The sequence below is a fragment of the Ruegeria sp. CL3 genome, assembly GCF_056536505.1.
Genome location: NZ_JBQFPT010000010.1, coordinates 57,928 through 78,015, shown reverse-complemented (window position 1 = coordinate 78,015; position 20,088 = coordinate 57,928). Strand labels below are relative to the sequence as shown.

General features: G+C 57.6%; 19 protein-coding genes and 1 pseudogene. 16 read left to right on the top strand and 4 right to left on the bottom strand.

Translation table 11 applies throughout. The features are described 5' to 3' along the window. Positions 1–457: 457 nt before the first annotated feature. The 3 genes from ACR0NO_RS15695 to ACR0NO_RS15685 are packed head-to-tail and all read left to right on the top strand — an operon-like array spanning position 458 to position 2,906. Complete coding sequence (locus ACR0NO_RS15695; protein ID WP_480724623.1) at positions 458–1,003, top strand: GbsR/MarR family transcriptional regulator; 546 nt, start codon at positions 458–460, stop codon at positions 1,001–1,003. 41 nt (positions 1,004–1,044) lie between these two features. After that, positions 1,045–1,746 (top strand): DUF4166 domain-containing protein, encoded by a 702-nt coding sequence (locus ACR0NO_RS15690; protein ID WP_480724622.1) that lies wholly within the window; start codon positions 1,045–1,047, stop codon positions 1,744–1,746. Then, the gene (locus tag ACR0NO_RS15685; protein ID WP_480724621.1) at positions 1,743–2,906 is read left to right on the top strand and encodes a saccharopine dehydrogenase family protein; all 1,164 of its coding nucleotides are present in this window, start codon (positions 1,743–1,745) and stop codon (positions 2,904–2,906) included. Before ACR0NO_RS15690 ends, ACR0NO_RS15685 begins: the two co-directional genes overlap by 4 nt. A gap of 292 nt (positions 2,907–3,198) precedes the next feature. On the opposite strand, the gene ACR0NO_RS15680 is transcribed toward ACR0NO_RS15685, so the two are convergent. The 3 genes and pseudogenes from ACR0NO_RS15680 to ACR0NO_RS15670 all read right to left on the bottom strand — a co-directional run. After that, positions 3,199–4,209 (bottom strand): cytochrome d ubiquinol oxidase subunit II, encoded by a 1,011-nt coding sequence (locus tag ACR0NO_RS15680; protein WP_480724620.1) that lies wholly within the window; start codon positions 4,207–4,209, stop codon positions 3,199–3,201. Positions 4,210–4,215: 6 nt separating this feature from the next. Next, positions 4,216–5,583: a cytochrome ubiquinol oxidase subunit I gene (locus ACR0NO_RS15675; protein ID WP_480724619.1), complete on the bottom strand. Its 1,368-nt coding sequence runs from the start codon at positions 5,581–5,583 to the stop codon at positions 4,216–4,218. Positions 5,584–5,686: 103 nt separating this feature from the next. Next, positions 5,687–5,913, bottom strand: a pseudogene (locus tag ACR0NO_RS15670) (hypothetical protein); the annotation flags it as partial. A gap of 590 nt (positions 5,914–6,503) precedes the next feature. Here ACR0NO_RS15670 and napF point away from each other — a divergent pair. From napF to ACR0NO_RS15605, 13 genes are all read left to right on the top strand, one after another. Continuing rightward, a complete protein-coding gene (napF, locus tag ACR0NO_RS15665; protein ID WP_480724618.1) occupies positions 6,504–7,016 on the top strand; it encodes a ferredoxin-type protein NapF in 513 nt (170 codons plus the stop codon). Further along, on the top strand, positions 7,013–7,285 hold the full coding sequence (locus tag ACR0NO_RS15660) for a chaperone NapD (RefSeq protein WP_170376993.1): 273 nt from the start codon (positions 7,013–7,015) through the stop codon (positions 7,283–7,285). Before napF ends, ACR0NO_RS15660 begins: the two co-directional genes overlap by 4 nt. 17 nt (positions 7,286–7,302) lie before the next feature. Further along, positions 7,303–9,795, top strand: a complete 2,493-nt coding sequence (gene napA, locus ACR0NO_RS15655) for a nitrate reductase catalytic subunit NapA (RefSeq protein WP_480724617.1) — start codon at positions 7,303–7,305, stop codon at positions 9,793–9,795. Between the two features lie 27 nt (positions 9,796–9,822). Next, on the top strand, positions 9,823–10,641 hold the full coding sequence (napG, locus tag ACR0NO_RS15650; RefSeq protein WP_480724616.1) for a ferredoxin-type protein NapG: 819 nt from the start codon (positions 9,823–9,825) through the stop codon (positions 10,639–10,641). Next, positions 10,638–11,555, top strand: a complete 918-nt coding sequence (gene napH, locus ACR0NO_RS15645; protein WP_480724615.1) for a quinol dehydrogenase ferredoxin subunit NapH — start codon at positions 10,638–10,640, stop codon at positions 11,553–11,555. Before napG ends, napH begins: the two co-directional genes overlap by 4 nt. 12 nt (positions 11,556–11,567) lie before the next feature. After that, on the top strand, positions 11,568–12,005 hold the full coding sequence (locus tag ACR0NO_RS15640) for a nitrate reductase cytochrome c-type subunit (RefSeq protein ID WP_170376987.1): 438 nt from the start codon (positions 11,568–11,570) through the stop codon (positions 12,003–12,005). Positions 12,006–12,034: 29 nt separating this feature from the next. Continuing rightward, complete coding sequence (locus tag ACR0NO_RS15635) at positions 12,035–12,727, top strand: NapC/NirT family cytochrome c (RefSeq protein ID WP_170666982.1); 693 nt, start codon at positions 12,035–12,037, stop codon at positions 12,725–12,727. A 12-nt stretch (positions 12,728–12,739) separates the two neighbouring features. Then, entirely contained in the window at positions 12,740–13,003 is a 264-nt protein-coding gene (locus ACR0NO_RS15630) for a hypothetical protein (protein ID WP_170640276.1), read from the top strand. Positions 13,004–13,664: 661 nt separating this feature from the next. Next, complete coding sequence (locus tag ACR0NO_RS15625; protein ID WP_480724614.1) at positions 13,665–14,645, top strand: LysR family transcriptional regulator; 981 nt, start codon at positions 13,665–13,667, stop codon at positions 14,643–14,645. A gap of 113 nt (positions 14,646–14,758) precedes the next feature. Further along, positions 14,759–15,748 (top strand): pyridoxal-phosphate dependent enzyme, encoded by a 990-nt coding sequence (locus ACR0NO_RS15620; RefSeq protein ID WP_480724613.1) that lies wholly within the window; start codon positions 14,759–14,761, stop codon positions 15,746–15,748. A 93-nt stretch (positions 15,749–15,841) separates the two neighbouring features. Next, the gene (locus ACR0NO_RS15615) at positions 15,842–16,795 is read left to right on the top strand and encodes an ornithine cyclodeaminase family protein (protein ID WP_480724612.1); all 954 of its coding nucleotides are present in this window, start codon (positions 15,842–15,844) and stop codon (positions 16,793–16,795) included. A 22-nt stretch (positions 16,796–16,817) separates the two neighbouring features. Continuing rightward, complete coding sequence (locus ACR0NO_RS15610) at positions 16,818–17,945, top strand: aminotransferase (protein WP_480724611.1); 1,128 nt, start codon at positions 16,818–16,820, stop codon at positions 17,943–17,945. Positions 17,946–17,956: 11 nt separating this feature from the next. Next, a complete protein-coding gene (locus ACR0NO_RS15605) occupies positions 17,957–18,916 on the top strand; it encodes a Rossmann-fold NAD(P)-binding domain-containing protein (protein ID WP_480724610.1) in 960 nt (319 codons plus the stop codon). Between the two features lie 5 nt (positions 18,917–18,921). Here ACR0NO_RS15605 and ACR0NO_RS15600 read toward each other — a convergent pair whose 3' ends face one another. After that, positions 18,922–20,025, bottom strand: a complete 1,104-nt coding sequence (locus ACR0NO_RS15600) for a mandelate racemase/muconate lactonizing enzyme family protein (protein WP_480724609.1) — start codon at positions 20,023–20,025, stop codon at positions 18,922–18,924. Positions 20,026–20,088: the final 63 nt, after the last annotated feature.

Here is a 20,088-nt window from a genome sequence, read left to right as displayed (position 1 = left end):
AAGCCGTTGCTCACGGCCCGAATCTGACACTTCAAGTGAAAACCAATGCTGCGGGCACGCCGAAATTTGCAAGCACTATCCGCACTCAAAAATTTTGAATACGCGTAAGTTCTCCAATCGGAGAACAGGTGGCAGTGTTTCTGTTCTCAGCTTATTCTAAAAAACCCTCTTTTCGACCCCCCAACTTATCCTCTTACTACGCTTTCTTTTTGCGCGCGACTTGACGTAAAGCCGAAAAGGGCAATGCACCGATCTGGGCGCATGAAAAGTTATCGTTGAGATCAAGCGGACGGCCCAAATCAAAGCGCTCACGAAAAACCGTTTTTAGCCAGTATTTTATCTCATTTTTGACGCTTCAGCTCCCACTCCACATAGCTTTGTTATTTGAAGTTCCAATCGTGCTCTTGATTTTCAGTGCTTTATGCCTGATATTTCTGTCATGACAGAAATTATCGACATGACGAAATCAAATGCTGCAAGCCAGTTCATCCTGTATTGGGGGGACATGGGGAACCAGTGGGGTGTCAATCGTTCCGTGGCACAAATACACGCGCTTTTGTACCTCAGCTCCCGACCCCTCAATGCGGAACAAATTGCCGAATCTCTGGGCATTGCCCGATCCAATGTGTCCAACTCTCTAAAGGAATTGGTGAGCTGGCGTCTCATCCGGCGCGTTCCTGTACCGGGGGATCGGCGCGAACATTATGAGGCCGAGGTAGATGTTTGGGAAATGGGGATCCGTATCGCTCAAGGGCGCAAAGAGCGCGAGATTGATCCCGCAACACAGGCTCTGCGCGCATGCGTTGCCCAAGCTGAAACCGAAAGCGGGTTGGACCCAATCACGCTGCAGCGGATGCAGGATATGCAAGAGTTCCTGACAACGTCCGACACATGGTTCCGCGACATGCTGACAGTGCCCCGTCCGAAGCTGATGATGTTGATGAAAATGGGAACCAAGGTTGTTTCCTTGCTAAGCCTTACCGGAGGCAAAAAGAGCCGCTAAAAAATTTGACCCCTAATTTCTCTTATGACGGAAACAACAGAATGCTCGAAATAAAGGAAACCTCAACCGCGCTTGGAACAGAACCAATTCAACCGCAATTCAATACCGCCTGCGACCAGGACGACCGGTTCGAAAACCTACTGGGGGCTACGGCATGGGCCCGTTTGCCCAAAGCAATTCGGCGCAGATTCAGCAAACGGTTGCTGGGTGATGCTAGCCTTGCCTATCAGGGGCGCGTGATCCACATGCATATGAATTTCATTGGACGCGCTTTGGCCATTGTCCTGCGAGTTATGGGTGCACCGCTGCCTTTCGATCGCACCTCGGTCGGTCGCTCCGCCGTGGTGACAGTCACAGAAGACGCGGCAACGGACGGTCAATTTTGGATTCGGCAATATGGCCGGGCCAAAGGGTTTCCGCAGATGGTTGGCAGTTCCAAACGCTTTGCCGGACCAACCGGGTTGGAGGAATATATCGGCTTTGGAATCGGCATCTCGCTCAGACTCAAAAGCACACGGACCGGCCTCTACTTCGTCAGTGACCGGTATTTTCTGAAACTGGGACAAAGACGGCTGTCTTTTCCGCGATGGGTATGCCCAGGGCGTCTGGTGGTCGGCCACGAAGAGCTTGGTGGTGGATATTTCCGATTCACCTTGGAACTGACGCATCCGTTGTTTGGCGCGTTGATCTGGCAGGACGCCACATTCCGCGATGCGGAAGTAATCCGGAGCATCAGGTCATGAAGGCCGTGATCATAGGGGGGTACGGCGTTTTCGGATCTCTGACTGCGCGCTTGCTGGCGCGGGACGGACACCAGCTCTGGTTGGTTGGACGGCATCCCGAAAAGGGTCGTGCTCTAGCTCAGGAACTGAATGCGCAAACCTTAAAACTGGATGTCAGCGCAGCACCCGAGGCGCTGTTTGATCAGAAACCGGACGTTGTTATTGATGCCGCAGGACCGTTCCAGCACTATCGCGGCGACCCTTATGCGATCCCAAGGCTTTGCATCGCCAATCGCTGCCACTACCTTGACCTGTCGGATAGTGCGACCTTCACACAAGGCATTGCAACCTTGAACACCGATGCCAAGAAGGCCGGTGTTTTCGCGTTGTCGGGCGCGTCCAGCGTGCCCGGCCTGTCCTCGTGTATCGTCGCAAACCTGATCAAAGGTCTGGAAGACGTTGACACGATCGACATTGCAATCCTACCCGGCAACCGGGCACCGCGTGGCATGTCCGTTATCAAGAGCATCGTGAGTGGCGTCGGGCGTCCATATCAACAATGGCGTGATGGTGCCTGGCGGACGACCATCGGATGGACGGATCGCAAACTGTATGAACTGGAGCCGGGTTTGATCCGCGCTGGATACAGCGTCAACGTTCCCGACATCGCGCTTCTTCCAGACCTGACTGGCGCTCGGACCGTAACCTTCCGCGCTGGCCTTGAACTGCCGGTGATGAACGGGGCTCTCCGTCTGCTGGCGCAGCTGAGGCAACACGCGAGGCTCGAATTACCAGAATGGGCCTATTTTTCACTCTACATGCTTTCGCAAGCGCTCTATCCCTTTGGGAGCGACCGTGGAGGCATGGAGGTGAGTGTTTCTGGCAAATGCAACGGACGAGGCGTAACTCGCAAGTGGCGGCTGATCGCCGAAGAGGGTCACGGTCCGTTTGTGCCCGGGATCATGTGCCGCACGATCCTAAGAGAGTTGCCAAACATCAAGACCGGTGCGCGTCCGTGCCTGAACGAGGTTCGGCGGCCCGTGGTTGAACACGCGATGGAAGATTTGCAGCTTCGCACCGGGGTGTTCGAACACCTAGATCCGAGAGACACTGAAGAGACGGTCGGAACCATAAATCGTACCCTTAGAAATCAGATGTGCCAAAGTACCGCCCAACGATAACCCCGCGCCGAACGGCTGAGAGTGCCAAGAATATATTTTCCGCGGGTTGCGAGATGAGTTGCAGCTGGAGCTCGAAGTCTGAACAGCCACGACAGAGTTCGGCTTAATATTTGTTTTTAAATGGTTTTGAGATTGGCCTGTTGTCGTATTTCCAAGAGTTTTGGATCATAACACAACCAGTTGCTCGAGTTTCTTGAGGTTCGGGTCTAAGAAATGGATGATTTCGGCCGCTCCAGACTTTGCGAAAAAACCCGTTTTCCAGGTCCACGGGTCATTCAAAGATTGTCGCGGCTCAGTCGTATCGCAACTCAATCGCCTTCCCCCGAAAGATCGTGTAGGCCATCACCGTGTATCCGGCGATCACCGGCAGAACAAAGACTGTCCCTATCAGAATGATAAACAGGCTTTCCGGAGCGCTTGCGGCTTCGTAAATCGTCAGTTGCTCGGGCACCACATAGGGGTAGAAGCTGTATGCCATCCCGAAGAATGCCAGTGTGAACAAGACGATAGATGCCGCGAAGGGAAACCAGGCCCAACTGTCGTTTCGGGTGGGCAGGTGACGCAAGGCATACCACAACAAAGCGATCAAAATGCCCGACATGAGGGGCAGAGGCAGCAGCAGGAAGAACTCGGGGAAGGTGAACCATTTGTCAAAAATGCGCGAGCTGACCCAAGGGGTCGCCAGTGACACCGAACTGATGCCGATGATCAGCCCCCAGATGCCACCTTTGGCCCAGTCAACGGCTTTTTGCTGCAGCACCCCGTCGGTTTTGAGAATGACCCAGCAGGCCCCGATGAACGAATAGCCGACGGCCAGAAACACGGCAGTGATGGCGGCGAAAATCCAGGTGCCGAACGTGCTGTCCAGCCCCATGATGTATTTGCCCAGCATGAAGCCCTGCGCCAACGCCGTCATCACCGAACCGGCAAAGAACGCCATGTTCCAGCTGCGTTTGTGATGCGCCGGGGCTTTGACCCGGAATTCGAACGCGACACCGCGCAGGATCAGGCCAATCAGCATGATCGCCACCGGCAAATACAGCGAGGTCAGGATAACCCCATGTGCGGTTGGGAAGGCCACCAGAAGGATGCCGATGGCAAGCACCAACCACGTCTCGTTCGCGTCCCAGAACGGCCCGATCGAGGCAACCATTCGGTCCTTTTCGGCCTCATCGGCAAAAGGGAACAGGATCCCAACGCCCAGATCAAAGCCGTCCAGAACCACGTAGACAAGGATTGAGAGCCCCATAAGCGCCGCAAAGGTCAGGGGCAGCCACTGTGTCGGATCACCAAAATAGGTCATGGTTCTTTACTCCGCTGGAACTGCTTTGGGGTATTTCGGATCTGGGCGGGAGGGTTGGTCGCCCTGCGCCGCCTTCCGCGCCAAATAGAACAGAACACCGATATAGGCGGTCAGAAGCAGGGCGTAGATCAGCAGGTAGGCTGCCAGTGTCGTTCCCACCATCGGCGCGGGGACATCAGCCACGGCTTGTTCAGTTGTCAGCACACCATGAACCAGCCACGGCTGACGGCCAATCTCGGTTGTGTACCACCCGGCCAGCGTTGCGACCCAACCCGAAAAGGCCATCGGGACCAATGCAATTTGCACGAGTTTTGGTACTCCCGCAGGCCCGCGCCGCATGAACAGCAGTGTCGCCCAGCTGAGCAGCAGCATGACCAGACCGGTCCCGACCATGATGCGGAACGACCAGAAGACAGGCGCAACAGGTGGGTGCAGCACGGTGCCGTCCGCGGCAACAAAATCATTCAGGCCGGGCACCACACCCTCTGCCTTATGCGTCAGAATGATCGAAGCGAGGTTGGGGATGCTGACCTCATAGTGGTTTTCGCGCGCGGCTTCGTCGGGGATAGCAAACAGTAACAGCGGTACGTTAGATTGCGTCTCCCAATTGCCCTCCATCGCGGCGACCTTCTGCGGCTGATATTCAAGCGTGTTCAGCCCGTGCATGTCTCCCATGAAGATTTGCACCGGGATCAACAATGCGCCCAGCCAAGCGCCGGTCATAAAGGTTGACCGCACGTCCTGCCCGCGATCTCCGAGCAGCCATCGGAAGGCCGAGAAGCCAAGCACCAGGAATGCCACCGTCAGGCCGCTGGCCAGCAGCATGTGGGTCAGTCGGTAAGGCATTGATGGGTTGAAGATTATTGCCCACCAATCGGTTGCGAAAGCTACACCGTCCCGCATCTCGAACCCGGCAGGTGTGTGCATCCAGCTGTTCAGGACCAAAATCCAGAAGGCCGACATAGTCGTTCCGAACGCCACTAGGAAAGTCGCGGTTGTGTGCAGCCAGTTGGGCACGCGTGAAAAGCCGAACAGCATGACGCCCAAGAACACTGCCTCGAGGAAGAAAGCCGTCAGGATCTCATAAGCCAGCAACGGCCCGGCGACATTGCCCACGGTCTCCATGAAACCGGGCCAGTTGGTGCCAAACTGAAAGGACATGGTGATGCCCGAGACCACACCCATCGCAAAGGACAGGGCGAAGACCTTCACCCAAAAGCGGTAGGCATCCATCCATTTGGTGTCTTTGGTTGCGTTGAAGCGCAGTTTGAAAAACAGCAGCACCCATCCCAATGCGATCGTGATCGTCGGGAAGAGGATGTGGAAAGATATGTTTGCCCCAAATTGAATGCGGGACAGCAGAAGCGCGTCCATTGTTCACCTGTAGAAGTCTTGCTTGAAACTCAGATAGGTGTGGCCATTTTGGTGTTAAGGGATGTGCGACAGCCGGTCATGCGGCAGGGTGGCGCATAGCTTTAGCGGTCACAGATCCGATGTTCTGATCGGCCGGGATTTGATCAATCAACTTCGGCAACATGGGGGCACCCATTGACCCGCAGGCACATCCGCAGGATGCTACCGAAAGGGGGACACATTGCTCATCGTGACCTCCACCGCCCTCACTTCAAGCGTTTCCTCGTAGATCCCTACACGTATCTTGCGCCAGATGCGGCGCTTGGTGCCGCCCTGATCGCGTCTGCTCCAACGCCTAAAAACTGACAAAAGACCAATCGGCGGCTGTTAAGAGTGTTCTGTAGTTTGCAAGCAGCGGGTCTTTTCGCGTGGCTTCTTTCATATGAACAGATTTTGCTAGAAATCTTGTGAATTCCCCAGCTGCAGAAACGCATGATAGCTGTGAGTGGCAGGTGTTTTCTGCACGTTTTTCCTATCGCTCAGCCAACTCAATTTTTCAATTCTCCCTGCTTTACCCAGAAACCGAGGGGTTCAAAATTTTGACCGCAGAGGCCGGTATCAACGTTGAATTGTGAAAAGAAAACCAAGGCGGGGTTTTGAAAGTTTAGAGACGTTCGCTGACCTCAATGTGGCATTGCGGACTTTCAAACAATCTGAACAGAGGCGTCTATCGAAGAGACTCGATGATTGGCCCGGATTGAGATGCACCGGTGAAATACGGGGTTAGAAACAAATTCTCTTCTTCTTATGCGTGAAATGTGCAAAGTTTTAAGAACGATCAAGAATTAATCAAATTGAACATGACATAGGTCAATTTTTGGCCTGCGACAGTTCGATAAAGAGTTTGGTAAGTCTCGAGATCAACAGCGGACCGCAAGCCGATGAATAAGCTAGCCAGCCGCCGTGCCTTTCTGCGTGGCGCTCCGCTGCGCGAAGACCGGACAGCAATCATTCCGCCCGGTGCGGATCAGGACCACTTTTTTGAGTTGTGCGTCCAGTGCAATGATTGCATCTCGGCTTGCCCCGAACACATCATCACCTTTGATCGGCAGGGCTGGCCAGTTGTCAGCCTTGAAGCCTCGCCCTGCACGTTCTGCGGCACCTGCGCCGAGGCCTGTACGACCGGTGCTTTGAAACCTGAAAACCTGAGTGATTGGCCGTGGCGTGCCCATGTCACAGCAGGATGTCTTTCGATGAATGGCGTGAGCTGCCGTGTGTGTCAGGACGTCTGCGACAGCAACGCGATTGGGTTCAAACTGTTACTTGGGGGGCGGTCGGAACCCGCCGTTGACCAAGAGGCCTGTACAGGGTGTGGTGCCTGCGCCAGCGCGTGCCCCGCTAATACAATCCGATTTGAGCGCCACGAAACACTCCCCCAGGAGAGCTTGCAATGAACATCTGCGGATGCCTTGTCCACGTCGCCCCCGACGCAACCCAGACCGCCCAGGAGGCGATGCTAGGGTTTGACGGTGTCGAAATCCATGCCGCCGCCGAAGATGGCCGTGTTGTCGTCGTGGTCGAGGACACGCCCGAAAAGCTGGCCTCCGAGACGATCATGGATCTGCACCAGATCCCGGGCGTGATCTCTCTGACCCTGACCTATCACCATTTCGAAGACCTCGCGGAGACCCGTCCGCATCTTAACGCTTCCTGCCAGACCTGAAACCGGAGACCCATGCTATGACCATCTCTGAATCCCGCCGGACCTTCCTGAAATCGACTGCTGCCGCCGCGACCGCTTCGGCGGCTGGTCTTCCGCTGGCCACCGGCGCAGCGCAGGCGCAAGTCGGCACGTCTGACATTCGTTGGGACAAGGCGGCGTGCCGGTTCTGCGGCACGGGTTGCTCGGTTCTGGTCGGCACCAAGGAAGGGCGTGTGGTGGCCACCCAGGGTGACCCGGACGCGCCTGTGAACCGGGGCCTGAACTGTATTAAAGGCTATTTCCTGTCCAAGATCATGTATGGCAAGGACCGTCTGACCACGCCCTTGCTGCGCAAGACCAATGGCGAATACGACAAGAACGGTGAATTCGAGCCGGTCAGCTGGGACGAAGCCTTCGACGTCATGGCCGCCAAGTGGAAAGAGGCTCTGGCCAAGAAGGGCCCGACCAGCGTTGGCATGTTCGGCTCTGGCCAGTGGACCGTCTGGGAAGGCTATGCGGCTGCCAAGATGATGAAGGCCGGGTTCCGCTCGAACAACATTGACCCCAACGCGCGGCATTGCATGGCATCAGCCGTTGTGGGCTTTATGCGAACCTTCGGCATTGACGAGCCGATGGGTTGCTATGACGACTTTGAGCACGCCGACACCTTCGTGCTATGGGGGTCGAACATGGCGGAAATGCACCCGATCCTGTGGTCGCGCCTCACCGACACGCGCCTGACCAAACCGGGTTCCGAGGTGCATGTGCTGTCCACTTTCGAACATCGCTCGTTCGAGCTGGCCGACAATGGGATGGTGTTTGCGCCTCAGACCGATCTGGCGATCCTGAACTATATCGCCAATTACATCATTCAGAATGGCGCAGTGAACGAGGACTTCGTCAAAAACCACGTCAACATCACCAAAACCGTCACCGATATCGGGTATGGCCTGCGCGACAACCATCCGCTGCAGGAAGCGGCCGAGAACCCAAATGGCGGCAATATGGAACCGATCAGCTTTGAGGAATATGCCGAGGCGGTTTCGAAATACACGCTGGAATACACGTCCGAGCTGTCGAGCGTACCTGCCGATCAGCTGGAGCGTCTGGCCCAGCAATATGCCGACCCCAACCGTAAGGTCATGAGCCTGTGGACCATGGGCTTTAACCAACACACACGTGGGTCTTGGGTGAACTCACTGATGTATAATGTGCACCTGCTGGTCGGGAAGATCTCAGAGCCGGGCAACTCGCCGTTCTCGCTGACCGGCCAGCCGTCGGCCTGTGGCACTGCACGTGAGGTTGGCACCTTCGCCCACCGTCTGCCCGCCGACATGGTGGTGACGAACGACAAACATCGTGAGATTTGCGAAACCGCATGGAACATTCCCGCTGGCACCATCCCGGACAAACCCGGATTCCACGCTGTTCTGCAGCACCGCAAACTGAAGGATGGTGACCTGAACGCCTATTGGGTGCAGTGCAACAACAACATGCAGGCCGCGCCCAATATCAACGAAGAAGGCTTTCCCGGCTACCGCAACCCGGAAAACTTTATCACCGTGTCCGACCCCTACCCGACGGTCACAGCCGTGTCTGCCGACCTGATCCTGCCCACCGCCATGTGGGTCGAAAAGGAAGGCGCCTATGGCAATGCCGAGCGTCGCACCCAGTTCTGGCGGCAACAGGTGCAAGCGCCGGGTGAGGCGAAATCGGACCTCTGGCAGTTAATGGAATTCTCCAAACGCTTCACCGTCGAAGAGGTTTGGGGCGAAGAACTGCTGGCCACCATGCCCGAGCATCGCGGCAAGACCATGTACGACGTGCTCTATGCCAACGGCAAGATCGACCAGTTCCCGCTGTCTGAGACGGCCGAAGGCTTCCACAACGACGATGCGGAACATTTCGGTTACTATGTCCAGAAAGGTCTGTTCGAAGAATATGCCGATTTCGGGCGCGGTCATGCGCACGATCTGGCACCGTTCGAAATGTACCACGAGGCGCGCGGTATGCGTTGGCCGGTCGTAGACGGAAAAGAAACGCTCTATCGTTTCCGCGAAGGCTATGACCCCTACGTGCCCGAAGGCGCGGGCGTGAAATTCTATGGTAAGCCCGATGGCAAGGCGAGTATCATCTTTGCCCCCTACGAACCCGCCGCCGAAGAGCCCGATGAAGAATTTGATCTGTGGCTGTCCACGGGCCGCGTGCTGGAGCACTGGCACTCGGGCTCGATGACCCGCCGGGTACCGGAACTACACCGCGCCTATCCGAACGCGGTTGTCTACATGCACCCGCAGGACGCCGAAGATCGGGGGCTGCGTCGTGGACAAGAGATCGTTCTGTCAACCCGCCGCGGCGAGGTCACCAGCCGGGTCGAGACTCGCGGGCGCAACAAGGTGCCGCGCGGTCTCGTTTTCATGCCGTGGTTCGATGAGCATCAGCTGACCAACAAGTTGACGCTGGACGCAACCTGCCCGCTGTCGAAAGAGACCGACTTCAAGAAATGCGCCTGCAAGGTCGAGCGCGCTTAACCGGGAAGGATCGCAAAGGTTGTCCCCATGTCCCTGACCGGTACTCCTCTCTCGCCGCAACGGCGTCGCTTCCTGCAGGATTCGGCGCGCGCGGCAGGCGGCTGCGTGGTTGCTGGGTCATTTCTGGCCTGGTTGGCCCGCGATGCCCGCGCGCTACCGGCGGAAGCCTTGCGCCCACCCGGCGCATTATCGGAAGATGAGTTCCTGTCAGCGTGTATCCGCTGCGGGCTCTGCGTGCGGGACTGCCCTTACGACACCCTGAAACTGGCTGAGCTTGGGGTCGATGCCGTTGCAACCGGCACGCCCTATTTCACCGCCCGCGATGTGCCCTGCGAGATGTGCGATGACATCCCCTGTGTCGCCGCTTGTCCTACCGGCGCGCTGGACCCGGGTTTGGACAATATCGACGACGCCAAAATGGGCGTTGCTGTTCTGGTCGATCAGGAAAACTGCCTGAACTTCCTCGGCCTGCGCTGCGATGTCTGTTACCGCGTCTGCCCTGTTATTGACGAGGCGATCACACTGGAATCCGCGCACAACGCGCGTTCAGGCCACCATGCGATGTTCATTCCTACCGTCCATGCCGACCGCTGCACCGGCTGCGGTATGTGCGAGAAAAGCTGTGTTCTACCCGAAGCTGCGATCAAAGTACTGCCCGCCCGATTGGCGCGCGGCAGCAGCGCGGACCACTATCGCAAGGGCTGGGAAGAAAAAGAAAGCCACGGCGGTCCGCTTGTGGACGGATTGATCGACCTACCCGACCGCCTGCCGGGGCCGGGTACAGACAATCTGGCCACGCCGGGAGGCTTTGCGCCCTCCTATGACCTACCGGGGGCAGGCCAATGAGCGCGCACACTCATATTCCCGTTGGTCAAGAGGCTATTGAGGCCAAAGGCTGGATCGTTGCGCATAAGTTCCTGCTGCTCCGTCGGACAAGCCAACTGTTCTTTTTGGCGTTGTTTCTGCTGGGGCCTTGGTTCGGTCTCTGGATCGTGCAGGGAACGTTGGCGGGGTCGCTGACCCTTGGCGTTCTGCCCCTGACCGATCCCTTTGTGCTGTTGCAAAGCTTTGTGGCCGGGCACTGGCCGGAACTGACCGCCTTGATCGGCGGGATCATCGTTCTGGTCGCCTATGCGCTGATCGGCGGGCGCGTCTATTGTTCGTGGGTCTGTCCGATCAACCCGGTGACTGATGTCGCCAACTGGTTGCACCGCAAGCTGGACCTGCCCAAAGGCTGGCAACCCAAACGCAGCACCCGCCTGTGGATACTGGCGACGGTCCTGATCGTCTCAGGCCTGTCTGGCGTCATTGCGTGGGAGTTAGTCAATCCAATCACCATGCTGCATCGCGGGCTGATTTTCGGCACAGGCTTTGTCTGGGCGCTGATCGCTGCGATCTTCATATTTGATCTGGTCGTCGCCCGCCACGGTTGGTGCGGCCATATCTGCCCTGTCGGCGCCTTCTATGGCTTGATCGGCAGCAAAAGCCTGCTGCGTGTCAGCGCCGCCAACCGGACCGCCTGCAATGACTGCTTGGATTGCTATGCCGTCTGCCCGGAGAACCAGGTCATCTCGCCAGCTCTGAAAGGCAATCCGGACGTGACGCCGCTGATCCTGTCGCCCGATTGCTCAAATTGCGGCCGCTGCATCGATGTATGTGCGGTGGATGTCTTCAAGTTTACTCACCGGTTCGACGACCAAGTCGTCGCGCCTTTCGATCCCGTTCCCGCGCCCGATGCGCGTACAGCCAGACCTATCTAAGGGAGTGCACAGATGAACAAGCCAATCCTGACAGGCGTCGCCGCCCTGATCCCAGTCGTACTCCTCAGCGGGTTCGCCCTTGCGCAATCCGCCCAGGTTGAGACCCTGCGAGGCGGCGAAGTGGATGAAACGGTCCCGCTGGATCAAGTCCACAAAACGATGGAAGGACGCATTGTGCGGAACTACCGGCAGCAGCCGCCGCTGATCCCGCATTCGATCGAACAATACCAGATCGACACGCGGACCAACCAGTGCCTATCCTGCCATGACTGGACAGTTGCGGGCGAACGCAACGCGCCCACCTTGTCGATGACCCACTATCTCGATCGCGACGGTAATGAGTTGGATCACATCGCAGGGACCAGGTATTTCTGCAACCAGTGCCACGTGCCGCAGGTAAATGCGCCTACCTTGGTCGACAACCTGTTTGAACCATCCCACAGCAACTAATCCAACGTATGACTGAAAGGAGCACCAAGATGGCAGACTCTCCTGAAAAACGCGGCTGGATCGGTCGCTTGTGGAACGCGTTCTGGACACCGGCTGTACTGTTCAGTTCGGGTTTTTTGATCCTGGCCGGCTTTCTGGGGGGTATCCTATTCTGGGGTGGCTTTCACTGGACGCTTGAACTGACCAATACAGAGGAGTTCTGCGTGTCCTGCCATACGATGGAAACCAACCTGGGTGAATACCGCGAGACGATCCACTACAACAACCACTCGGGCGTGCGCGCGATCTGTTCGGATTGTCACGTGCCGGATGAGTGGAACCACAAGATCAAAGCTAAGATCATGGCCGTGAAAGATGTCTATCACGAGCTCGCAGGCACAATCAGCACCCCCGAGAAATACGAGGATCACCGTCTGGCAATGGCCTCGGCCGTTTGGAAGAAGATGAAGGAATCCGACAGCCGCGAATGCCGGAACTGTCACAACTTCGACTATATGGACTTTACCTTGCAGGAAACACGCGCCGCGAGCGAGCACCAGCGTGCGATTGACACCGGGATGACCTGTATCGACTGCCACCAGGGCATCGCTCACAGCCTGCCGCCGGGATATCTTGAGACCTATCAGGACATAGCCGAAGCGGTTGACGGCAAGCCGCTGCACAAACAAGCGGCGGTGTCTGGCAATGACATCCAGTCCTTCCTCAACTCCAGCGCCGATTAAGAAGGGGCAGATATGTTAGATATACTTGGGACAATCGGTGGAAACATCCTCAGCCTGCCCGGCATTCTTGGGCTGGCGCTAGGAATGATGACCAGACAAATATGGCTGGGCGCGGCGCTGGGCGGACTTGTCGGCGTGTTTGAAACACTGGTCTTTGCCGGTTTTCAATTTGCTCAAATCGAAGCTCTTGAGCTCGTGATTGCAATACTGGTTGGCGTGTGTGCGGGCGGTTTAGGGAGCATTATCCGAATTAAAGGAACGCAAGTCAGGCCTTAGAGTCAGGATGCCTTTATTTCCAAAGCGCTGCAGGATTCCCGGCTTGGAAAACGGAGCGGTGGCAAGCGCGATCTGTTCTGGCTGAGCCACGAGTAGATGGCCGAGCTTTCCCCTTTCTTCCCGAAGCCGCACGGCAGGCCATGGGTCGATGATGGAAGGGTGCTGAGCGAGATCTTCTTCATTCATAGTGGGAAACGATGGCGAGGCGCGCTCAGGTCCCATGGGCGGCACAAGACGCTTTTCAGTCGATGGAAACTTAGGAACGAGAAAAGCACTTTGCCCAGACGATGGTCGGCCCAGTTGCCGAATATGGCGAGGAAAAGAGCATGGTGATCCCTTTTCGGGACATCACTGCGCAATGTACTGCCTAGCAGTGATATGAGATCATGTTTGGTAGGTTCAGGGATTAGACGCGCGTGGCGACACCTTATGATCGCCGCCAAAGTCTTCCTTTCTGCAATCGCCCTCGCAGCGAAAGTAATTTTTAGGATTTGCATCCTGAGCTTAGGTGTTGGGTTACAGGTTGTGATGCTCGCTTCTGCGCCATGTACTTAAAGCGAAAGACCGCCTTACGGCTCTTAGGATTTTGACGTCTCAGCTATTCCGGGTTCCACACGCTCTGAGAGTTGCACCTCTTGTTCGTCCTAAATTAAAGATAGTGGTGAAACCGGATCAGCGACGGGCGGATCAATTGAAAGACAAGACCCAAGACTTGCGCACGGCTGATCAGGGCGGAACGTCCGATGTTCAACTGCGCTTGCAAGATGCGGACATGAAGCTATTGCATGTGTTTGCCCATGTCGTCGAAGCCGGAGGGCTATCCCCCGCGCAATATGGGCTGAACATGAGCTTGTCTGCCGTAAGTGCCGCAATCTCAAACCTGGAAACCCGGCTTGGCTTTCGGCTTTGTGACCGCGGACGCGGTGGGTTTCAGCTGACCGAAGGGGGGCTTCTTGTGTATCAGGAACTCCGCTCGCTCAGCGTTGCGATCGGGTCCTTCAACAGGTCGGTTCAGACCTATACGAGCGACATGCTGGGTCAATTCAACATCGCGATGGACGATGCGATTCTGACCAATCTCTCGTGTCCGATCTACAAGGTGATCCAGAGGTTTGCCGCGCAAGCGCCGGAGATTTCGCTGAACATTACCATAATGAGCGCCCCTCAGATGGAACGCGCCTTGCTGAACAATGAACTCAACATTGCCATCGGGCCATTTCAGGAATTGTCCCCCTCGCTTCGCGCCGAAACAGTCTATGTCGAACAGCAGCTGTTGTGCTGCGGCCGGTTGAATCCGATTTATGATCTGTATGACCCCGACGAAATCGAAGAGGCAGTGACCAAAGCGCAATTTTCCAAACGCAGCTTTGATGATCGCGACCGACACCAGGCACCTGGGCCTTTCACCAGCACGGCAACTGCGGCCACAATGGAGGCTATGCTAGCGATGGTCCTTAGCGGCCTTTACCTCGGCTACCTGCCTCGCCACGCCTGCGAGCCATGGATCGAGAGAGGTGAGCTGAAATCAGTTCTACCGCAGGTCTTTGCCTATGACACCGATATTCAGCTGGTCTCCCGCAAGGGCCACGGGGACAAACGCGTCGATCTGTTTCTGGCCGCGCTGGCAGAAACTCAAACCTGAACGCCGTCACTTTTGCACCGCAATAAGTTCACTTCAGAAAAAATGGATTTTTTCGCATCCGGTTTCTGACATGGTGTCCCGATGGCATTGAACGAAACGGCAGGGCCTCCGACATGACGACCCCCCACAGCTATGTCTCGCTGCAAGAGATCATGCGCACCGCGCAGCGGATTGCGCCCATCGTGCGCAAGACACCCCTAGTGTTTTCTGAGGCCCTGTCGGAGCGAGCGGGTTTTGAAATCTGGTTGAAGCTGGAGAACCTGCAAACCACGGGCAGCTTCAAACTGAGGGGGGCCTCAAACCGTATTCTGCAACTGACCGCCGAGGAACGCGCGCGCGGGATCATTGCCGTCTCCAGCGGCAATCACGGCAGGGCCGTGGCCTATCTGTCCAAACGTCTGGGGATCACGGCCCGAGTGGTTGTCTGCTCGCTCTGTCCGGAAAACAAACGTCAGGCGATGCGCGACCTCGGGGCCGAGGTAATTGTGCATGGCGACACGCAGGACGAGGCGCAGGATCACGCGGATCGGCTGATGGAGCAGCACGGCTATACCTGGGCCGATCCGTTTGACGATCTGAACGTCATCGCGGGGCAAGGCACGATCGCGTTAGAAGCGCTGACCGACTTGCCCGATGCGGACATGATCATCGCGCCCTTGTCCGGGGGCGGTCTTTTGTCCGGTATTGCGCTGGCCACCAAGTCGATCTCACCCAAGATCTCCGTTGTCGGGTCGTCGATGGAGGTCGAACCGGGCATGGTGCGCAGTCTTGAGGCGGGCAAACCGATCCATGTCGAGGAATTCCCAAGCCTCGCCAGCAGCATCACGGGGGCAATCGGCCTGCGCAATCGCTATACCTTCCCGATCATTCGCGACTTCATGGATCGCGCCGTTCTGATCCCCGAGGACGCGCTGGTGCCTGAAATAGCCCGGTTTGCCGATAGCGAAGGTATGATTGTCGAGGGCGGCTCAATCACCTCGGTCATCGCAGCGCTCAGCGCCGAGGTCCGCGAGATGGCCCCCAATCGCGCCATCGTCGTCATCAGTGGCCGCAACATCGGCCTGCCGACGTTTCTGTCGGTGATCAAGGACGCAGGGGTCTGATCCCCACGTGGATGAAAGGGCATTTCCTGCCCGCATCCCTCCCGCTAAGACACACCGGGGATTGCCCCGCACAGAAAGACCAAGGACTCCGTCATGACCGACACTTCCAAATCCGCAATCGTGCTGAACGCCTCAGACGTTGCCGCGCTTTTGCCCTCAGTTGACGCGCTGGCCGCGATGCGGGCGCTGTTTACCGAGCTTGGGCGCGGGCAAGCCGTGCAACCGCCGCAAACCCTGACCCTGTTCCCCGAAGACAAGGGCGATTTCATCACCTATCTGGGGGCGAGCACGGGGGGCGATCTGTTTGGCGCCAAGCTCTCGCCCTATCTGGTGCGCCCTGGCAAACCCGTGATTACTGCGTGGACAGTTCTGATGTCGATGGAAACCGGCCAGCCCCTTATGCTGTGCGATTCCGGTGAGCTGACGACCGAACGCACCGCGGCCACGACCGCTTTGGCCGTCGACCACCTCGCCCGCCCCGAGGCCAAGGTTCTGTCGATCATCGGCTCCGGCAAGGTGGCGCAAGCACATCTGAAGCATGTTCTGGCCCTGCGTGACTGGGGCGTCATTCGCGTCTATTCCCCCAGCCTCGCGCAAAACGCCGAGTTGGCAGCGCAGTGGCAGGCGACAGACAGCCGGGTCCATCTGGCCGACAGCGCGGAAGCCGCCGGTCAGAACGCGGATGTCGTCATGCTCTGCACTTCGTCAGGCACGCCCGTGTTCGACACCGCGTCAGTGGCCGCAGGAACACTGGTCACCTCGATCAGCACCAATGTCGCCAACGCGCATGAGGTCGACCCGGCGTTCCTGACAACAGCCGAGGTTTATTGCGACTATCGTGTCACCACGCCCGGTTCGGCCGGAGAGATGAAACTGGCGGCCGAAGCCGGTTGGCAACCCAGTAGCATTCGCGGTGATCTGGCCGAATTGCAGGTTGAGGCCTGCAAGCCGCCTTCCGGCGACAAACCCGTCTTCTTCCGCTCAATCGGGTTGGGGCTCGAGGACATCTTCATGGCCCGCGCTGTCTATGACGCTGCTTCGGCGTAACTGAGAGCAGGAGGAGAGACCCATGGACATCAGACCTTTCGGCGTCGAAATGTGGATGAATGAGTATGAGACGAAATGCGACCTCAACCTTGCGGAAACCTGCGTGGAATCCATCACTCTGGGTGAGTTGTTCGAGATGGCTGGGCAGCACAACAGCATCATGAACGACCTGTCGGCGATGAAGATGACCTATGGCGCGATCGAAGGCTCGGACCGGTTGCGCGACGCGATTTGTGGACTGTACGAAAACCAGGCACGCGAAAACATCCTGACCACCCATGGCACCATCGGGGCGAACTCGCTGGTGCATCAGACCCTTGTGGCGCGCGGCGACCATGTGATTTCGGTGATCCCGACCTATCAGCAGCACTACTCGATCCCTGAAAGCATAGGCGCCGAGATCGAGCTACTGCACCTGAAGCCTGAAAACGCGTTCCTGCCCGATCTGGATGAATTGCGCGCCATGGTCCGCCCTGACACACGCCTGATCGCGATCAACAACCCGAACAACCCGACGGGAGCTTTGATGGACCGCGAGATGCTGGAACAAATCGTCGAGATCGCGCGCAGCGTCGGTGCATGGCTACTGTGTGATGAGGTCTATCGCGGTACCGATCAGACAGAGGATGGCTTCACGGCGGCGGTCGCTGATCTCTACGAAAAGGGGATCAGCACAGCGGGGATGTCCAAAGCCTATTCTCTGGCCGGACTGCGCGTTGGCTGGATCGCGGGGCCCAAGGATATGCTGCATGACGTGATGATCCACCGCGATTACAACACCATCTCGGTCGGTCAGGTCGATGAGCTGCTGGCCGCCATGGCGCTGGAAAACCGAGACAAGATTCTGAATCGCGCCCAGCGGATCACCCGTGAGAACCTGCAGATCGTCGAAGACTGGATCGCACAGGAGCCTCTGATCTCATGGGTAAAACCGAAATCCGGCACCACGGCCTTGCTGAAATACGACCTGCCCCTGTCCTCGCGTGAGCTGTGCGTGATCTTGCTGAAAGAGGACGGCGTGATGCTGACCCCCGGCAGCGCTATGGATATGGAGGGCTGGCTGCGTCTGGGTTACACCAATCCCACGGCGGATCTGGTAGCGGGCCTTGAAAAATTCTCGGGCTTTCTGGCCCGCCACAGCGCCGCCTGAAAGAGACGCCGATGATTCAGCTGGACAAGGCGCAGATTCAGGATCGGTTCGTTTTTTCAAAGGCCGTCGATGCGATCCGCGCGGCCTATGTTGCCGTCGCACAGGGACGGGTTCAGACCCCGCCAGTCACTTATCTGGGCTTCCCCGAGGCCGCCGGGGATTGCCACGTCAAATCCGGCCATATCGAGGGTGACGATACCTTCGTCATCAAGATCGCAACCGGGTTTTACGACAATCCCTCCATAGGCTTACCCAGCTCGAACGGCATGAACATTGTCTTTTCGGCCAAAACTGGCGCGCCGGTGGCCTTTTTGCAGGACGAAGGCTGGCTGACCGATATCCGCACCGGTATCGGCGGGGCATTGGCGACGCAGGCGCTTGCGGTTGAGGGGTTTGAGAATGTGCTGATCGTCGGCACCGGCTTGCAGGCCCGCCATCAGGCGAAATGTCTGCAACAGTTGATCCCGGATCGCCGTCTGTCTTTCCAAATCTGGGGGCGGTCCCCGGATCAGGCCAAGGCGACAGCCGAAGACCTGATCTCAATGGGGATAAAGGCTGAACGCGCCGATGACCTGCCCTCGGCCTGCAAGACGGCGCAGGTCATAATCACGACAACACCTGCTCAGAGCTTTTTGATCGCAAACGACTGGGTGCAACCGGGTACACACATCTCGGCCCTCGGCGCCGACTGCCCCGGCAAACAGGAGCTTGAGGCCGATCTGGTCGCCCGCGCCGATCTGCTGGTCTGCGACTCACCCGAGCAGTGTTTGGATCACGGAGAGTTCCAGACCCTTGCTAAGTCCGGTCACCTGACCGAGGCCGATGTCGCCACACTTGGGAACATCCTGTCCGGCGCGTATCCGGGTCGACAATCGGCTGATCAGATCACCATCACGGATCTGACCGGGCTGGCGGCTCAGGACATTGCAATCTCAAGCGCCTTGCAGATAGAAACCGGACAACTGGCGTAGACAGCTTAGTCAAGGATCGCAACGGGCTGACCCAAGACCTCGGTATCGGGGGTCACCCCAAGCCCAACCCCTTCGGGTGGGGCGATACGGCCATTTTCGCGCACTCGCCCATCCGGCGCAAGCCGGGGGCCGACATAGTGGCTGAGGTCACAGGTATTCATGATCCCGCGCGAAGGGGTCGAGGCAGCCAGATGCAACAGCGCAGCCGTGGTGATGTCGCTGCCCCACGTATCCTCGATACACATCTGCGTGCCCAGGGTCAGACACAGATCGCGGATCTGACGCATCGCGGACAGGCCGCTCATCTTGGATAGTTTCAACGCAACGGCCTGCATACAGCCCAACTGATGCGCCTGAAGGACCGAGTCTATATCTAAGGCGTTTTCGTCGATCTTCATCGGCAGACCGGTTGAGCGCTGAACATGCGCACATTCTTCCAGCGTCGCGCAGGGTTGTTCCAGCATCACATCCAGATGGGACGCCGCACGCCCCACGCGGATCGCTGTCAACGCATCGCTGCCGCAGTTCCAATCGCCATAGACCAGCGGGCCGGGGCCAACAGCCTCACGCACTTTGGCCAGGCGCTCGACATCGGTTTGCCAATCTGCATCTGCACCCAGTTTGACCTGAAACTGGCGCATACCTTTGTCAAAAGCGTCGCGCGCCATCCGGGCCATCTCATCCGGGGCAACGCACGTGATCGAGTGATAGAGCGGCATATCCTTGACCTGACGGCCGCCCAAAAGCTTGTGCAAAGGCAGATCGGCGGCCTGCGCGGTCAGATCCCAAAGCGCAGTATCAATGGCCGATTTCGCATAGCCGTGGCCCGGAAGGTATGCGTTCAGTTTCTCCATCAAAGCCTCGGGTCCAACAGGATCGGCCCCGAACAAGACCGGGGCCAACTCGGTCACGGCCGGAACGACACCCTTGGCATAGGCCGGCAGATAATGAGGGATCGGGCAGACCTCCCCCCAGCCCTGCAAGCCTGTATCCGTATCAAGCCGCAGAACCACTGATGTCGTGGTATCGCAGGTTTTCCCATCCGCCATGTAGTAGGTTTCATGGCTGGTCAGAGGGACTTCCCAAACGGCAATACGGGTGATCTTCAACTTAGGCTTCCTTATGGCGCAGAGCGTGTTGAGGGGGGCAGAAACGCGCGCCCTGCCCCCTTC

Excerpts from the sequence above, each read along its gene's own strand:
- ACR0NO_RS15695 (WP_480724623.1), top strand. The coding sequence starts at position 458 with ATGACGAAATCAAATGCTGCAAGCCAGTTCATCCTGTATTGGGGGGAC.
- ACR0NO_RS15690 (WP_480724622.1), top strand. The coding sequence starts at position 1,045 with ATGCTCGAAATAAAGGAAACCTCAACCGCGCTTGGAACAGAACCAATT.
- ACR0NO_RS15685 (WP_480724621.1), top strand. The coding sequence starts at position 1,743 with ATGAAGGCCGTGATCATAGGGGGGTACGGCGTTTTCGGATCTCTGACT.
- ACR0NO_RS15680 (WP_480724620.1), bottom strand. The coding sequence starts at position 4,209 with ATGACCTATTTTGGTGATCCGACACAGTGGCTGCCCCTGACCTTTGCG.
- ACR0NO_RS15675 (WP_480724619.1), bottom strand. The coding sequence starts at position 5,583 with ATGGACGCGCTTCTGCTGTCCCGCATTCAATTTGGGGCAAACATATCT.
- napF (WP_480724618.1), top strand. The coding sequence starts at position 6,504 with ATGAATAAGCTAGCCAGCCGCCGTGCCTTTCTGCGTGGCGCTCCGCTG.
- ACR0NO_RS15660 (WP_170376993.1), top strand. The coding sequence starts at position 7,013 with ATGAACATCTGCGGATGCCTTGTCCACGTCGCCCCCGACGCAACCCAG.
- napA (WP_480724617.1), top strand. The coding sequence starts at position 7,303 with ATGACCATCTCTGAATCCCGCCGGACCTTCCTGAAATCGACTGCTGCC.
- napG (WP_480724616.1), top strand. The coding sequence starts at position 9,823 with ATGTCCCTGACCGGTACTCCTCTCTCGCCGCAACGGCGTCGCTTCCTG.
- napH (WP_480724615.1), top strand. The coding sequence starts at position 10,638 with ATGAGCGCGCACACTCATATTCCCGTTGGTCAAGAGGCTATTGAGGCC.
- ACR0NO_RS15640 (WP_170376987.1), top strand. The coding sequence starts at position 11,568 with ATGAACAAGCCAATCCTGACAGGCGTCGCCGCCCTGATCCCAGTCGTA.
- ACR0NO_RS15635 (WP_170666982.1), top strand. The coding sequence starts at position 12,035 with ATGGCAGACTCTCCTGAAAAACGCGGCTGGATCGGTCGCTTGTGGAAC.
- ACR0NO_RS15630 (WP_170640276.1), top strand. The coding sequence starts at position 12,740 with ATGTTAGATATACTTGGGACAATCGGTGGAAACATCCTCAGCCTGCCC.
- ACR0NO_RS15620 (WP_480724613.1), top strand. The coding sequence starts at position 14,759 with ATGACGACCCCCCACAGCTATGTCTCGCTGCAAGAGATCATGCGCACC.
- ACR0NO_RS15615 (WP_480724612.1), top strand. The coding sequence starts at position 15,842 with ATGACCGACACTTCCAAATCCGCAATCGTGCTGAACGCCTCAGACGTT.
- ACR0NO_RS15610 (WP_480724611.1), top strand. The coding sequence starts at position 16,818 with ATGGACATCAGACCTTTCGGCGTCGAAATGTGGATGAATGAGTATGAG.
- ACR0NO_RS15605 (WP_480724610.1), top strand. The coding sequence starts at position 17,957 with ATGATTCAGCTGGACAAGGCGCAGATTCAGGATCGGTTCGTTTTTTCA.